Raw genomic sequence first — 14,666 nt, 5'->3', positions numbered from 1 at the left:
TCCGCTATAGGGCACGCCCCACCTCGGCTGCCTCCGCTCGCCACCCTTGTCCATCTAGCCCCTGGTCTTGCGGTCTTCCTCGATCAGGCGCAACAGCTCCTCGGGAAGAGGCTCGGAAGCGACTTCGTCGAAAAGCTCATGCAGCCCGCGCTTGAGCCATAGCTCGAACGGATCGTCTCGCTGGGTGGTCTTGCTGGCTTTCGACGGCCGCGTCGGACGGGAATCCTTGCGGGACGTCATCGGTGATCCCTGAGATCCACTAATACCCCGCCAACCCTCTGAAACCCGCATCCCGATCATGTCGATGTTGGCGGACAGTAAAACAGCCCGCGACCTACCGTCCAGCCGTCCGACTCAGGATTTAACCACCAGGCAAGCGAAGGGTTGCGGGGGGCGTGAATCAGGGACGTGTCGCTTCAGCCTCGCGCGTCCCCATCCGCGCGCCCAGCAGGCCACGCATGCGGGCCATCCGCGCCTTGATCTGCGGCGATTCCTGGTCCTCTCCGATCATCCAGCTTTCCAGTTGGCGGCGGGCACGGAAGACCCGGCTCTTGGCCGTGCCGACCGCGCAGCCAGTCGCCTCGGCCAGATGCTCGTAGCTCATGCCGTGCAGCACCACCATGATCAGGGCCTCGCGCTGGTCTTCGGGCAGGCGGTCCAGTGCCATCGCCAGGTCCTTCAGCGCCAGCCGGTCCTCATGCGGGGCCGTGGTCGCCAGCACCGACGCGGGAATATCCTCGATATCGGTGGTCTCCCGCCGCTTGCGCAGGTCGGAAATGAAGCGGTTACGGAGGATGCGGTGCATCCAGGCAGAAAAATTGGTCCCGGGGATGAAACTGTCCTGGGCGGCCAGCGCATTGCACACGGCATCCTGCACCAGGTCCTCAGCCATCGTTCGGTTCCGTGTCAGGGCAAGTGCCTGAACGCGCAGCCGCGGGAGGATCGCGATGACCTGGTCATGGAAATTATTTGCCATTGTTCTGTTCCTCGCTTGCCGAAACTTGCATCAGTGTAATGGCAGGTTTGTATTTTTATCATGACGAAAGCGTGAAGAGCGTTTAGAAACCCCAAATCTAGCGTGAAAATCCCGTCGCGACCCCAATCCGATACTTTGAAACCGGCATCTGCCACCGTTTATGCACATTCCTGCCGATCGCCACCCATGGGCGGGCGAAGCGTTCCCTCCGCCGTCCGGATGTCGCGACAGCGACACGATCGCCCAGCGAAGGGCGCGCTACTCCCTGCTTCCTCTTGCGGACAATTTTAACGCTGTCATGATCAACAGTGTAACGTGTTTCTTGTTAACGTAACGTGTTCCTTGCGGAGTTGACCGTCCAATGCCCCTCTCGCGGCGGCAGGATCTGATCCGGGCCCTTCCCTATGCCAGGCGATATGCCCGTGCCCTGACCGGCAGTCAGCCACGCGGCGATCTCCTGGTGGCCGAAAGCCTGCGGGGCCTGGCCATGGCGGAAGCCGGGCCCTTGCCGGCACGGCAATGCCTGTACCAGTGGATCTCGCGGCGGTTCAGGCCCGCACCGGCCTCTGAGGCCGAAGCCCTGAACATTCTGGAGCGCAAGCTCCTGCTTCTGACATCACTGGAAGAACTCACGATCGCCGATGCCGCGCAGGTCCTGGACCTGGGCGAGGCAGAAGCCGCCGAAATCCTCGCCCGCGCCCATGCCGGCCTGCGCAAGGTCGCCCAGACCTCCATCCTGATCATCGAGGACGAGCCGATCATCGCGATGGATATCGAGGACCTGGTCCGCTGGTGCGGCCATCAGGTCGCCGGCGTGGCCGCGACCGAGGCCGACGCCATCGAACTGGCCCGCCAGACCAAGCCGGGCCTGATCCTCGCGGACATCAATCTGGGTACGGGCGGCGACGGCGCAAACGCCGTGGCCAGCATCCTGCGCCATCACATGGCACCGGTCATCTTCGTCACCGCCTATCCCGAACGCCTGCTGACGGGCGAGGCCATCGAACCCGCCTTCGTCGTCACCAAACCGTTCGAACCGATGACCCTCGCCATCGCGACCTACCAGGCAGTCACCGGCGGCCCCCAAAACCTGCCTTGAGAGCCACTCTGGCGGCGGTCCGACGCGCGTTCCCTGCGCGCCGGTGCTCACGGCCATCAAGGCCGCTCCGCTCCGGTGCTCGGGAACGCACGCCGGCCGCGGCCCTGTGGGCCGCTCCCGCTCGCCAGAGCGGCCCTCAAGGCAGGTTTCCCCCTCACGTCACGCGCTTCTGACCCGGCGTGGTCGATGCCGCCCCGATACCCGGGACACACACACCGGCCGCGACCCCTTGGGCTGCTCCCGCTCGCCAGACCGGCACTCAAGGCAGGCTTTCTCCTTAACGGGGATTTGGCCCTTTCCCCTTGCGTGCCGCCCTTGCCATGGTCCAGAACCCGGTCATGTCGCCTCCTCTCCTTCTTCTTCAGGACATCACCCTCACCCTCGGCGGCGCTCCGCTGCTCAACGGTGCCGGTTTCGGCGTCTCGGCCGGCGAACGGATCTGCCTCGTCGGGCGCAATGGCAGCGGGAAATCCACCCTGTTGCGCATCGCGGCCGGCGAACTGGCGGCCGATGACGGCACACGATTCCTCCAGCCCGGCACCACCGTGCGCTACCTGCCGCAGGAACCCGACCTGTCGGGCTTCGCCACCACGCTGGATTACGTCCGCTCCGGCATACCCGCCGACGGGCCCGATTACCGCGCCGCCCTGCTGCTGGGTGAACTGGGCCTGACGGGCGAAGAGAATCCGGCCAATCTTTCGGGGGGCGAGGCCCGCCGCTGCGCTCTCGCCTGGGCCCTGGCGCCCGAACCCGACCTGCTGCTGCTGGACGAGCCCACCAACCATCTCGACATGCCGACCATCGAGTGGCTGGAACGCGAATTGCTGTCCCTGTCCTCGGCCATGGTCATCATCAGCCATGACCGCCGCCTGCTGGAAACCCTGTCCCGCAGCGTCGTCTGGCTGGATCGCGGCCTCACGCGGCGCCTCGACCAGGGCTTCGCCCGCTTCGAATCCTGGCGCGAAGACATCCTGGAACAGGAAGAACGCGACGCCCACAAGCTGGACCGCCAGATCGCGCGCGAAGAAGACTGGATGCGCTACGGCGTCACCGCCCGGCGCAAGCGCAACGTGCGCCGCGTGGGCGAACTCGCCGCCCTCCGCCAGGCACGGCGCGAGGCCGTGCGCGCCCCCGGCGGCGTGAAGATGCAGGCCAACGAGGACGGATTGTCCGGCAAGCTGGTCGCCGTGGCCGAGGATGTGCGCAAGGCCTACGGCCCCCGCACGGTCATCGACGGGCTGGATTTGCGCGTGCTGCGCGGCGACCGGCTGGGCATCGTCGGCGCCAACGGCGCGGGCAAGAGTACCCTGCTCCGCCTGCTGACGGGCCAGGACCAGCCCGATTCGGGCGAAATCCGCATCGGCACCGCCCTGTCGGTCGTCACCCTCGACCAACAGCGCCGCACGCTCGATCCCACCCGCACGCTGGCCGATACGCTGACCGGCGGCGGTGGCGACATGGTCCAGGTCGGCAGCGAGAAGCGCCACGTCATCGGCTACATGAAGGATTTCCTCTTCCGCCCGGAACAGGCCCGCACCCCGGTCAGCGCCCTGTCGGGCGGCGAACGCGGGCGGCTGATGCTGGCCTGCGCCCTCGCCCGCCCCTCCAACCTCCTGGTGCTGGACGAACCGACCAACGATCTCGACCTGGAAACGCTCGACCTGCTGCAGGAGATGCTGGACGCCTATGCCGGCACCGTGCTGCTGGTCAGCCACGATCGCGATTTCCTCGACCGGGTGGCCACGTCGGTGCTGCTGGCGGAAGGCGCCGGACGATGGGTTGAATATGCCGGCGGCTATAGCGACATGCTGGCCCAGCGCGGCGGCATCGCCCCGGCAGGCCGGAGCGACCGGCGCGCCGAAACCGGCACGCCTCCGGCACCACAGAAACGGGCGGAAAAGAGCCCGACGCGCAAACTGTCCTACAAGGACCAGCACGCGCTGGACCGCCTGCCCGGCCAGATCGCGACGCTGGAGGAGCAGATCGGCCAGTTGCGGACGGTCCTGTCGGATGGCGGCCTCTATGCCCGAGATCCGGCTTCCTTCACCGCGACGACGGAAAAACTGGACCGCGCCGAGGCCGAACTGACGGCGGCCGAGGAACGTTGGCTGGAACTGGAAATGCTGCGCGAGTCGCTGGGTTCATCCTGACCCAGCCCGCGCGCGGCCGGCTGAAGGATAATAGCCCATGCCCCTATCCGCCGCCGCCACCCTCGCGCGCGAGGTCATCGCCCCCTGCCCCCGCAACACGCCGGCCCTGACACGCGCCGAGGCCGAAACCCTGCTGGCCCAGATCCCCAACTGGACCCTGTCGGCGGACGGAACGATGCTGATGCGCTCCTGCGTCCTGCCCGATTTCGCCAACGCCTACGCGCTGGTCGAACGCATCGCGGCCCTGGCGGAGGCCGCCGACCACCACCCGGATATCGCCTTCGGCTGGGGCTATGTACGCCTGACGCTGCAAACCCACAGCATCGGCGGCCTGCACCGCAACGATTTCATCATGGCGGCCCGCATCGAGACCCTGCCCCACTAGAGCATTTCCACCTGTTCGAACGCACACGTTCAAACAGGATCTGCTCTAGTCACCCGTCAGCCGGGGCTGACCAGCCCCGACTTCTCCCACAGGGCCCGCACCGAGGCGATACTGTCCGTCACCGCCAGCGCCGCCGCCAGCGCGCGCCGGCCGGCCTGCGCATCCACCAGCACAGGCGCCCCATCCAGGCACGCGGCAGCGAAAGCCACATGCTCGGCGGCCAGCGTGTCATGGTCGTCCCAGCTCACGACCTCGCGGCGGAAGCCCCCGGTACCGGGCAGCGGAAGCCCCTTCTTTCGGCCGATCATCGTCAGCTCGCGCTTCACGAAATCGGCTGAGAGATACCCTTCTTCCGAAAACAGGCGCATCCGCCGCTCCGTCTTCAGCGAGATCCGGCTGGCGGTGATGGTGGCCACGCACCCGTTCGCAAAACGCACACGGGCATTGGCGATGTCCTCATGCTGCGAACTCACCGCCGCCCCCAGCGCATCGACATCCACGATTTCGCTTTCCACGATCGCCAGCACCAGGTCCAGATCATGGATCATCAGGTCCAGGATCACCGACACATCGGTGCCGCGCGGCTTGAAGGGGGCGATGCGCGTCGCCTCGATATAGAGCGGGCGCGTGATCCGCGCCGCGATGGCATGGTGCTCGGCCGAATAGCGCAGCAGATGCCCCACCTGCAGCACCAGCCCCGTCTCCACGGCCAGCGCCGCCAGCCGGTCGGCCTGCTCCAGGGTCGAGGCGATCGGCTTCTCCACCAGCACATGGCGGCCGGCCCGCAGCGCACGGTCGGCCAGGGCAAAATGATGTTCGGCCGGGGCCGCGACCACCACCGCCTCGCAGCACTCCAGCAGCGCGTCCAGCGCCAGCGCCGGCGCGCCGCCGGCCTCGGCCCCGACAGCGGCCGCCCGCGCCTGGTCCGGATCGTGGATGCCCACCAGGCACTCGCGCGGCGACGCCGCCACCTTCAGCGCATGGAACCGTCCGAAATGCCCGGCACCGATGACGCCCACGCGCAATTGCCGCGCCGCCTCACCCCGTCCCGCTCCGCCACCGAACAGCCCCGCCATCGCATCCTCTCCGCATCCAGGATGACGAAGGGTTAGAGCACCGGCGCCCGATGGGCCAGAGGCGCCAGCCGCACAGAACGGGCGCAAGGCCACATGTTCCCTTTTTGTTCTTGATGGCGCGACGCCGGCCTGCCATCATGCCGCCCGCCCCACCGGGCACATCATGCCGGAGCCCGCCATGTCCGACTCTTCCCCCATCCGCATCGGCCCCGGACAGCCGACCCGCGCCGCCCCGCGCACGCTGGCGGGCGAATCGTCCAGCCTGGCCGGCATCCGCCACGGGCGCGGCGCCACCCTCTCGCCGCCCGACCGCTTCGCCCGGCACCAATCCTCCCCGGTCGATGACGGCTGGGACAGCCTGGCCGAGGACGAATCCGCTCCGCGCACCGAACTGACATTCGAGCCCGCGCGCACCATCATCACCCGCAACGAGAGTCCGGATCTCGGTTTCGACCGGTCGATCAACGCCTATCGCGGCTGCGAACATGGCTGCATCTATTGCTTCGCCCGCCCCACCCACGCCTGGATCGGCCTGTCGCCGGGGCTGGATTTCGAAACCCGCCTGACCTGCAAGCCCGACGCCGCCCGCCTTCTGGAGCGCGAATTGCGCCACCCCGCCTACCGGGTGCGCCCGATCGCGCTGGGCACCAATACCGACCCCTACCAGCCCGTGGAACGCCGGATGGGCCTCACCCGCGCCATCCTGACGGTGCTGGACCGGTTCTCTCACCCGGTCACCATCGTCACCAAATCGGCCGGCATCCTGCGCGACCTCGACGTGCTGAAGGCTCTGGCGGCGCGCAACCTGGTGCGCGTCAGCCTGTCGGTGACGACGCTCGATCCCGACCTGGCCCGCAGGATGGAACCGCGCGCCTCCACCCCCGCCCGCCGGCTGGAGGCCATATCCGCCCTGGCCGCCGCCGGCATTCCCGCCAGCGTCCTGGCCGCGCCGATGATTCCGGCCCTGAACGATCACGAACTGGAAGCGATTCTCGCCGCCGCCGCCGGGGCCGGCGCGTGCGATGCCGGCTACGCCCTGCTGCGCCTGCCGCTGGAAGTCGCGCCACTGTTCGAGGACTGGCTGGCGCGCCATTACCCCGATCGCGCGCACCACGTCCTGCAGCGCATCCGTGCGGTGCGCGGCGGCAAGCTGAACGATTCGGCCTTCGGCCGGCGCGGCCGCGGCCATGGGGTGCATGCCGACCTGCTGGCCCAGCGTTTCACCCGCGCCCGCCGGGCGCTGGGCCTGACCCGCGGACGTCCCCTGGACTGCACGCGCTTCGCCCCGCCACCGCCCCCTCCCGAGGCACAACTGTCACTGTTCTGACGAGTACGCGTGCGAAACGGACGGATTCCGCACCGCCAGCGCCCGCCAGCGGTTGCATCCCGCGCGCCGGCCCGGCATGTTCCCGCGTCGCCCACCGTCCGGCGGCATCGACACGCGAACAGGGAGCCGGCTGGGCCGGGCGTAAGGAGCACCCTTTTCAGTCATGATGTATTACAGCCGGCTCAAATTGGCCTCGGTCGTCGCCGTTTGCCTTCTGGGAGTGCTGCTCTGCCTTCCCAATGCCCTGCGCCAGCCCGCGCCCACGGTGCCGTGGCGGCAGATCCATCTGGGGCTCGACCTGCGGGGCGGCTCGTACCTGCTGATGCAGGTGGACATGAACAGCGTCACCGCCGACCGCCTGCGCACGCTGGCCGACGGCACCCGCCAGGCGCTGTTGGGCGCGGGCCTCGGCTATCGCGACATCGCGACCGACACGCATGCCGGCACCGTGACCTTCACGCCACGCACGCCCTCCGAAACCGAGGCCGACCTCAAGACGCTGCGCGCCATGCCGATGGCGGTGGCCAATGAGTTCGCGGTCGCCCAGCGGCCCGACGGCGCCATCGCCATCACGCTCTCGCCCGAGGCCATGCGCCTGCGCGCGACCGAGGCCGTCACCCAGTCGATCGAGATCGTCCGCCGCCGCATCGACGCGACCGGCGCGGTCGATCCCGAGATCACCCGCCAGGGCGACGACCGCATCGTGGTCGAACTGCCGGGCATCAGCGACCCGGAACGCGTCAAGCACCTGCTGGGCACCACGGCGAAGATGACCTTCCACATGGTGCAGGACAGCGCGCTCGGCGCCATACCGGGTCCCGGCGTCACCCTGCTGCCGATGATGAACGCGCCGGACCAGAAACTGCCGATCGCGGACCATGTCGATGTCGATGGCTCCGACCTGACCAACGCTTCCGCCGCCATCGACCAGCAGACCGGCGAATGGGCCGTCGATTTCACCTTCGATTCCGTGGGCGCGCGCGCCTTCGCCGCAACGACCCGCGCCAATGTCGGCCGCCGCTTCGCCATCGTACTCGACAACAAGGTGGTACAGGCTCCGGTCATCCGCAGCGCCATCACCGGCGGCAACGGCCAGATCAGCGGCGGGTTCGACGCGCAATCGGCCACCGACCTCGCCCTGCTGCTACGCGCCGGCGCCCTGCCCGCCCCGCTGTCGGTCATCGAGCAACGGACCATCGGCCCGTCGCTGGGCGCTGATTCGATCCGCGCCGGCATGATCAGCCTGGGCGTCGGCTTCGGGCTGGTGATCGTCTTCATGGCCCTGTTCTATGGCCGGTTCGGCTGGTACGCGAACGTGGCCCTGCTGGCCAACCTGGTGCTGATGGTCGCCATCCTGTCGCTGTTCCAGGCCACGCTGACCCTGCCCGGCATGGCCGGCATGCTGCTGACCCTGGGCATGGCGGTCGATGCCAACATCCTGATCAACGAGCGCATCCGCGAGGAAATCGCCCGCAACCGCACCCCCCTGGCCGCGATGCAGGCGGGCTTCGAGCGCGCGACCTCCACCATCCTGGACAGCAACGCGACCGCCCTGCTGGCGCATATCATGCTGTTCGCCTTCGGTACCGGCCCGGTGCAGAACTTCGCCCTGACGATCATGATCGGCATCGTCACGACGCTGTTCACCACGCTGCTGCTGTCGCGGATGCTGATGGTGCGCTGGTACGCGCGCACCCGTCCCACTGTCCTGCCGGTCTGAGGCGCCCTGCCCATGTTCTCTCGCCCCCTCCTGCGCTTCGTGCCCAACGGCACCCGGATCAACTTCATGCGCGGCCGGTTCATCGGCCTGGCCACGTCCGCCGTGCTGTCGATCGCGTCCATCATCCTGTTCCTTCACCCCGGCCTGACGCTGGGGCTGGATTTCCGCGGCGGCATCGTTGTCGAGGTCCGCACCCAGGGGCCAGCCGATTTCGGCCAGGTCCGCGCGGCCCTGGCGGGCCAGCATGTCGATGCCGCCGGCGTCCAGTCCTTCGGCGCCCCCGATGACGTGCTGATCCGCCTGGATGCGCCCCCCGCTGCCAGCGCCGATCACGAGGCCCGCACCCAGGCGCTGGTCGATTCGGTCCGCCACGCGGTCGCCACCCTGCCGGGCGCGCAGGTGCTGCGCGCCGATGCGGTCGGCGCCTCGGTCTCGGCCGAGCTGTTCCGCGACGGCATGCTGGCGCTCGGCATCAGCCTGCTGATGATCCTGGGCTATATCTGGTTCCGCTTCGAATGGGAGTTCGCGGTCAGCGCCGTGATCACCCTCATCCTCGACCTGACCAAGGCCGTCGGCTTCCTGGTCGTGACGCATTTCGAGTTCGACCTGGTGATGGTCGCGGCCATCCTCACGATCCTGGGCTACTCCACCAACGACAAGGTGGTGGTCTACGACCGCGTGCGCGAGAATCTGCGCAAATACCGCACCATGCCCCTGGCCGAACTGATCGACCTGTCGATCAACGAAACCCTCAGCCGCACGCTGGGCACATCCATGACCGTGTTCCTGGCCGCCCTGCCGCTGGCCCTGTTCGGCGCCAGCCTCTCCAGCTTCGCATGGGTGATGCTGTTCGGGATCGTGGTCGGAACCTCGTCCTCGATCTTTATCGCGGCGCCGATTCTGCTGTTGCTGGGCGAGAAGCGCCTGCGACGGGACGCCCGGCCTCCCCGCTGACCGGCGACGGCCCCAGGCAGGCAGCGGTCGACCCGCTGTTTGCCTGCTGGACGCAGGCCAGCATCATCTCGATGGCCAGTTGCACCCGCCGCTGTCCATCTGCCGTCGGGTGCAGCATGTTCTGCGCGGTCAACTGGCGGGCATAAAGCGTGCTGGCCACCAGGTCCCGCGCCTGGTCATGCATCAGCCGCCCATCCGACAACCGCCCCCGAACCATCCCCTGGGCGATGAAATAAGCGTCGACGCTCAGATACGCCTGCAACGGCAATGGCAATTGACTGACCGGCCGGATCGTCTCCGCCGGCATTTCGGCATGGCATCCCGCCAGCCCGATAAAGCCTGCCACCAGCAAGGCCACGGGCTTCCGCCGTCCGATCATGTTCCAGCTCTCCGTCATGGCCGAAGCCTAGAGCAGAATCGACCCCGATCAAAACCTCTCATGCCGACCGGCGCCGATGGACGGCATCCCTGCCTATTCGCGGCCGCGCATACCGCGTCCCCACCATCCCTGCCGCCCAATTCCTTGTGGCCCGGCGGAACCCGCTGCATAGAGGAGGAAGGCGCCTTGCCGGCTCGGCAACGGACATGTCCCGCGGCCCCAGGCCAGTCGGCACCTCCGCCTCCACCAGAAGCCAAGGATGAAATCCATGACCCAGCGTGTCGCCCTCGTGACCGGCGGAAGCCGTGGAATCGGCGCCGCCATCGCCGCGAAACTGGCTGAAGACGGTTTCGACATCGCCGTGACCTATGCCAGCAACGCCACTGCTGCCACCCAGGTCGTGACCAGGGTCCAGGCCCTCGGCCGCCGCGCCGTGGCCATCCAGGCCGACGGCGCCACTACCGAAGGCAACGTCACCGCCATCACCCGGACCGTGGCGGCGCTCGGCCGGCTGGACGTCCTGGTGTGCAATGCCGGCATGTACCCCTACGGCCCGATCGGCGAGATGAGCGTGGAACAGATCGACCGCACGCTGCACCTGAACGTGCGCGCGGTGATGGTCGAAACCATGGAAGCCGTGAAGCACATGGGCGCTGGCGGCCGGCTGATCTATATCGGCTCGGCTTTCGGCCAGCGCGCCCCTTTCCCCGGCATCTCGCTCTATTCCGCCACCAAGGCAGCACTGGGGGGCTTCGCGCGCGGCGTGGCGCGCGACCTGGGCAGGCAGGGCATCACCGCCAACGTGGTGGAACCCGGCCCGATCGACACCGACCTGAACCCGGCGGACGGCGCCGGGGCGGCCGCCATCCGCAGCGTCACCGCCACCGACAGCTACGGCAAGGTCTCCGATATCGCGGAGATGGTGTCATTCCTGGCCAGTCCCCGCTCCGGCTACATCACCGGCGCCAGCCTGGCCGTCGACGGCGGCCTGACCGCCTGATCCAAGGGCCGCCATCCGCCAGGCGGATGGCGGCGTGCGCTCAGGGCGCGGTCTTCTTCGCAGCCAGCAGGTCGCGGATGTCTTCCAGCAGCACTTCGCTGCGCGGCGGCGGCGGCGGGGCGGCCGGCGCCGCCTCGGGCTTCGCGGTCAGCTTGTTCACGGCCTTGACCACCCAGAAGATCACAAAGCCGATGATGACGAACTGGATCAGCGCATTCAGGAACAGCCCGACATTGATCGTCACCGCCCCGGCCTTCTGCGCGTCTGCCAGGGTCGGCAGATGCGGTCCGCGCAGGGTAAAGAAGACGTTGGTGAAATCGAAGCCACCGATCAGCAGCCCGATGAACGGGGTAAAGATATCCTTGACCAGACTGTTGACGATCGCGGTGAAGGCCGCGCCGATGATGACACCGACCGCCAGATCGACGACGTTCCCACGCATGAGAAAGGTGCGGAATTCCAAAATCCATCCCGGAGTGTGGATGGACGGGGCCTTGACGGACATGAAGCCTCCTTGCGCATTGCCGACAGACAGTTGATAGCAACCCGGTTGATACCGCGTGAACAGGAAAACGCAGTGCCCACGCCCGTTGCGGCCGTGCCGCCGCCGATCGACGGCCTCACCCGCCCGGCAGATAGGCGTTGATCCCGCATCGAGCCTCATCTATACGGCCATGCAAACGCCCCCGGTCGGCATCGGCGGGCCCAGCATGAAGGTTTGACGATGAAATCCGGCATTCACCCCGACTACCACGAAATCACTGTCATCATGACCGATGGCACCGAATACAAGACCCGTTCCTGCTACGGGCAGGCCGGCGCGACGCTGCGCCTGGACATCGACCCCAAGTCGCATCCGGCATGGACGGGCGTGCAGCGCATGCTCGACACCGGGGGCCAGGTGGCGAAGTTCAACAAGAAGTTCGGTGGTCTGGGCCGCCGCGCCAAGGCGTAAAAGGCTGCGGGGGCAACACCCCCCGCCCGCCACATTGTCATGTTCGCAGAACCCTGCCCCTTGAACCGGGGGGCGGGGTTTCTCACATCAGGGATACGGAAACGCCATCCGGGTTTCCGCCAGCCAGGTATCGATCCGCTCCATGAGGGGTCACCATTCCGCCTGCTGAATTGAACCTTGCTGTCGAGGAGGTTGACATGACCTATGATTTCGCACCGCTGTTCCGCACCGCCATCGGCTTCGACCGTCTGGCGCGCCTCGTGGACAATGCCGCCCAGAACCCGGCGGGCCCCTCCTATCCCCCCTACAATATCGAAAAACTTGGCGAGGACAGCTACGTCCTGACCATGGCGGTCGCCGGCTTCGGGCCCGAGGATATCGAACTGACGGTCCAGGACAACACGCTGGTCGTGGCCGGCCGTCTGGCCAATGTCCCACCGGCCGGTGAGGTCCTGCATCGCGGCATCGCCACGCGGGCATTCGAACGCCGCTTCGTTCTCGCCGACCATATCGTGGTCGACAATGCGGACCTGACCAACGGCCTCCTGCGCGTCGCCGTCAGGCATTTCGTGCCGGAGGCCCTGAAGCCGCGCCGCATTCCGATCGGCACCGGCGCGTCCACGATCCCGGCCGCGCCGGAAGTGGCAAATGACGGCACTACCGCGACCACGGCCGAACACGCGGCCTGACGACCGGCGCGGGTCGTTCGGAAACAGGGGGCCGGACGCAAGTCCGGCCCCTTTTTCGTGGCCCCAAGGCCCCGCCTGCCCTTGACCCCTCCCCCCGAACGGCCCCATATCGGTAATCAAGTCATTGCGCGTCTGCAGGCACGCAGGGGTGGACCGGGTTCCGGGACGCTGACATGGATCGGGTGCCTGCGCGGCGCCACCCATTGCGCAGTTAGGACCCGTTATCATGAACGCACTGCCCCTGATGCCGAAGGCCACCGCCGTGTGGCTCATCGAAAAGACGGCGCTGACCTTCACCCAGATCGCGGAATTCTGCGGCATGCATCCGCTGGAAGTCCAGGCCATCGCCGATGGCGAGGTCGCGCAGGGCATCGTCGGTTACGACCCGGTCGCCAACCATCAGGTCCGCCAGGAAGACATCACCCGCTGCGAGGCCAATCCCGACCTGCGGCTGAAGGTCCTGTCGACGCCCAACCCGATCCACCGCCGCGCGAAGGGCGCGCGCTACACGCCCGTCGCCAAGCGCAACGACCGTCCGGACGCAATCGCCTTCATCCTGCGCAATTTCCCGCAGCTTTCCGAACCGCAGATCGTCAAGCTGCTGGGCACCACCAAGGACACGATCGCCAAGGTCCGCGACCGCCAGCACTGGAACAGCGCCAACATCAAGCCGCGCGACCCGGTCATTCTCGGCCTGTGCAGCCAGACGGACCTCAACGCGATGGTCCAGGCAGCGAACGACCGCCTGACCCGCGAAGGCCACGCCGTCCCCGTGCCGCTGGAAATCGGCGAAGACGCCACCTGATCCGCGCGGGCGGGCTCATGCCCGCCCCCGGCCAGCCCGCGTCCCGTCAGGGCTGGGACAGCCGTTCGATCTCTTCCTTGATCCGCAGCTTCTCCACCTTCAGCCGGCGAAGCACGCTGTGATCAGGCGATGGGCGATGGTCTTCGTCGAAGATCCTGTCATCAAGACGGGCATGGCGCAGGCGCAGGCTACGAATCCTGGGTTCGTGGGACATGATGCCTCCAGCGAGTTTGCGTTTCCGACACCAGCCAGCCTAAGCCAGCGGTGCCGACGCAGCGCATGCTAAAATTGCAGGACTCGTCGGGGCGGCCATGCGCGCTATCGGGGATCTCGCCATCGCTGCGGGAATCGATAGAATGGGCCGCCGACCACATGCCAGACGGGGTACAATGCTGACTGACCGGGATACCGTGCTCCGCAAGCTGCACGAACTGCGCAGCGAACACCGCGACCTTGACACCGTCATCAGCCGGCTGGCGCTGCATCCGATGGATCAGCTCCAGCTCCAGCGGCTGAAGAAGCGCAAGCTGCTGCTGAAAGACGAGATCTCGTGGCTGGAAAGCCGCCTGATCCCCGACAATATCGCCTAAATCCCCTCCGCAGCCCTCGAAAGCCGACCAGCGTGACCGATACGCCTCCCTCCCCTTCTCCCCATTCCGCCTCCCAGACCCCTCCCCGGGTGGGGCTGATCATGGGCAGCCAGTCCGACTGGGAAACCATGCGGCATGCCGTATCGGTGCTGGAGGCGCTGGACATCGCGCATGAGGTCCGGATCGTCTCCGCCCACCGCACACCCGACCGCCTGGCCGAATATGCCCGCGCCGCCGCCGCACGCGGGCTCTCGGTCATCATCGCCGGCGCGGGCGGAGCCGCCCACCTGCCCGGCATGTGCGCCGCCTGGACCATCCTGCCGGTCCTGGGCGTACCGGTGGAATCCCATGCCCTGAAAGGCATGGACAGCCTGCTGTCGATCGTCCAGATGCCCGGCGGCGTGCCCGTCGGCACGCTGGCCATCGGCAAGGCAGGCGCGACCAACGCTGGTCTGATGGCGGCCTCGATCCTGGCGTTGAACGATTCCGCCCTGTCCGGCCGGCTGTCAGCCTGGCGTCAGGCCCAGACGGAAGCGGTCGCGGACAGCCCGTCCCGATGAG

The 14,666-nt window shown here is 67.5% G+C and carries 18 protein-coding genes; 12 read left to right on the top strand and 6 right to left on the bottom strand.

Features of this window, described 5'->3' with window-relative positions; translation table 11 throughout:
• Positions 1-54: 54 nt before the first annotated feature.
• Positions 55-240 (bottom strand): hypothetical protein, encoded by a 186-nt coding sequence (locus HLH36_RS09300; RefSeq protein WP_182986121.1) that lies wholly within the window; start codon positions 238-240, stop codon positions 55-57.
• A gap of 160 nt (positions 241-400) precedes the next feature.
• Positions 401-976, bottom strand: coding sequence for a sigma-70 family RNA polymerase sigma factor (locus tag HLH36_RS09295; RefSeq protein ID WP_182986120.1), 576 nt, complete (start codon positions 974-976; stop codon positions 401-403).
• Positions 977-1,337: 361 nt separating this feature from the next.
• Here HLH36_RS09295 and HLH36_RS09290 point away from each other — a divergent pair, with 361 nt between their 5' ends.
• From HLH36_RS09290 to HLH36_RS09280, 3 genes are all read left to right on the top strand, one after another.
• Entirely contained in the window at positions 1,338-2,075 is a 738-nt protein-coding gene (locus HLH36_RS09290) for a response regulator (RefSeq protein ID WP_182986119.1), read from the top strand.
• Positions 2,076-2,413: 338 nt separating this feature from the next.
• Positions 2,414-4,225: an ABC-F family ATP-binding cassette domain-containing protein gene (locus tag HLH36_RS09285; RefSeq protein ID WP_182986118.1), complete on the top strand. Its 1,812-nt coding sequence runs from the start codon at positions 2,414-2,416 to the stop codon at positions 4,223-4,225.
• A 37-nt stretch (positions 4,226-4,262) separates the two neighbouring features.
• Positions 4,263-4,610: a 4a-hydroxytetrahydrobiopterin dehydratase gene (locus tag HLH36_RS09280; protein WP_182986117.1), complete on the top strand. Its 348-nt coding sequence runs from the start codon at positions 4,263-4,265 to the stop codon at positions 4,608-4,610.
• Positions 4,611-4,666: 56 nt separating this feature from the next.
• Here HLH36_RS09280 and HLH36_RS09275 read toward each other — a convergent pair whose 3' ends face one another.
• Positions 4,667-5,686 carry a Gfo/Idh/MocA family protein gene (locus HLH36_RS09275; protein ID WP_182986116.1) on the bottom strand — a complete coding sequence of 340 codons (1,020 nt, stop codon included), beginning with the start codon at positions 5,684-5,686 and terminating at the stop codon, positions 4,667-4,669.
• A 178-nt stretch (positions 5,687-5,864) separates the two neighbouring features.
• On the opposite strand from HLH36_RS09275, the gene HLH36_RS09270 reads away from it, so the two are divergent.
• The 3 genes from HLH36_RS09270 to secF all read left to right on the top strand — a co-directional run bounded on the left by HLH36_RS09270 (position 5,865) and on the right by secF (position 9,687).
• The gene (locus HLH36_RS09270; RefSeq protein WP_182986115.1) at positions 5,865-7,013 is read left to right on the top strand and encodes a PA0069 family radical SAM protein; all 1,149 of its coding nucleotides are present in this window, start codon (positions 5,865-5,867) and stop codon (positions 7,011-7,013) included.
• Between the two features lie 163 nt (positions 7,014-7,176).
• Entirely contained in the window at positions 7,177-8,733 is a 1,557-nt protein-coding gene (gene secD, locus HLH36_RS09265; protein ID WP_182986114.1) for a protein translocase subunit SecD, read from the top strand.
• Between the two features lie 12 nt (positions 8,734-8,745).
• Positions 8,746-9,687, top strand: a complete 942-nt coding sequence (gene secF, locus HLH36_RS09260; protein ID WP_182986113.1) for a protein translocase subunit SecF — start codon at positions 8,746-8,748, stop codon at positions 9,685-9,687.
• On the opposite strand, the gene HLH36_RS09255 is transcribed toward secF, so the two are convergent.
• Positions 9,617-10,066 carry a hypothetical protein gene (locus HLH36_RS09255; protein ID WP_182986112.1) on the bottom strand — a complete coding sequence of 150 codons (450 nt, stop codon included), beginning with the start codon at positions 10,064-10,066 and terminating at the stop codon, positions 9,617-9,619. The genes secF and HLH36_RS09255 overlap by 71 nt on opposite strands.
• A gap of 268 nt (positions 10,067-10,334) precedes the next feature.
• Between HLH36_RS09255 and HLH36_RS09250 the strand changes: the two genes are divergently transcribed.
• Positions 10,335-11,066 (top strand): SDR family NAD(P)-dependent oxidoreductase, encoded by a 732-nt coding sequence (locus HLH36_RS09250; protein ID WP_182986111.1) that lies wholly within the window; start codon positions 10,335-10,337, stop codon positions 11,064-11,066.
• A gap of 40 nt (positions 11,067-11,106) precedes the next feature.
• On the opposite strand, the gene mscL is transcribed toward HLH36_RS09250, so the two are convergent.
• Complete coding sequence (mscL, locus tag HLH36_RS09245; RefSeq protein WP_182986110.1) at positions 11,107-11,571, bottom strand: large conductance mechanosensitive channel protein MscL; 465 nt, start codon at positions 11,569-11,571, stop codon at positions 11,107-11,109.
• A 219-nt stretch (positions 11,572-11,790) separates the two neighbouring features.
• Here mscL and rpmE point away from each other — a divergent pair, with 219 nt between their 5' ends.
• The 3 genes from rpmE (at position 11,791) to HLH36_RS09230 (ending at position 13,515) form a co-directional block, all read left to right on the top strand.
• Positions 11,791-12,021, top strand: coding sequence for a 50S ribosomal protein L31 (gene rpmE / locus HLH36_RS09240; protein WP_182986109.1), 231 nt, complete (start codon positions 11,791-11,793; stop codon positions 12,019-12,021).
• A gap of 197 nt (positions 12,022-12,218) precedes the next feature.
• Positions 12,219-12,710: an Hsp20 family protein gene (locus HLH36_RS09235; RefSeq protein WP_182986108.1), complete on the top strand. Its 492-nt coding sequence runs from the start codon at positions 12,219-12,221 to the stop codon at positions 12,708-12,710.
• A 226-nt stretch (positions 12,711-12,936) separates the two neighbouring features.
• Positions 12,937-13,515, top strand: coding sequence for a DUF1013 domain-containing protein (locus tag HLH36_RS09230; RefSeq protein WP_182986107.1), 579 nt, complete (start codon positions 12,937-12,939; stop codon positions 13,513-13,515).
• A gap of 46 nt (positions 13,516-13,561) precedes the next feature.
• Here HLH36_RS09230 and HLH36_RS09225 read toward each other — a convergent pair whose 3' ends face one another.
• On the bottom strand, positions 13,562-13,729 hold the full coding sequence (locus tag HLH36_RS09225) for a YdcH family protein (protein WP_182964610.1): 168 nt from the start codon (positions 13,727-13,729) through the stop codon (positions 13,562-13,564).
• Positions 13,730-13,904: 175 nt separating this feature from the next.
• Here HLH36_RS09225 and HLH36_RS09220 point away from each other — a divergent pair, with 175 nt between their 5' ends.
• Both HLH36_RS09220 and purE read left to right on the top strand, forming a co-directional pair.
• Positions 13,905-14,105, top strand: a complete 201-nt coding sequence (locus HLH36_RS09220) for a YdcH family protein (protein WP_182964611.1) — start codon at positions 13,905-13,907, stop codon at positions 14,103-14,105.
• A 32-nt stretch (positions 14,106-14,137) separates the two neighbouring features.
• Complete coding sequence (gene purE, locus HLH36_RS09215; RefSeq protein ID WP_338030423.1) at positions 14,138-14,665, top strand: 5-(carboxyamino)imidazole ribonucleotide mutase; 528 nt, start codon at positions 14,138-14,140, stop codon at positions 14,663-14,665.
• Position 14,666 lies beyond the last annotated feature (1 nt).

The sequence above is a fragment of the Gluconacetobacter aggeris genome (genome assembly GCF_014174395.1).
GTDB classification, from domain to species: domain Bacteria; phylum Pseudomonadota; class Alphaproteobacteria; order Acetobacterales; family Acetobacteraceae; genus Gluconacetobacter; species Gluconacetobacter aggeris.
The sequence above is the reverse complement of the archived record's forward strand: the minus strand, read 5'-3'. Positions and strand labels throughout refer to the sequence as shown.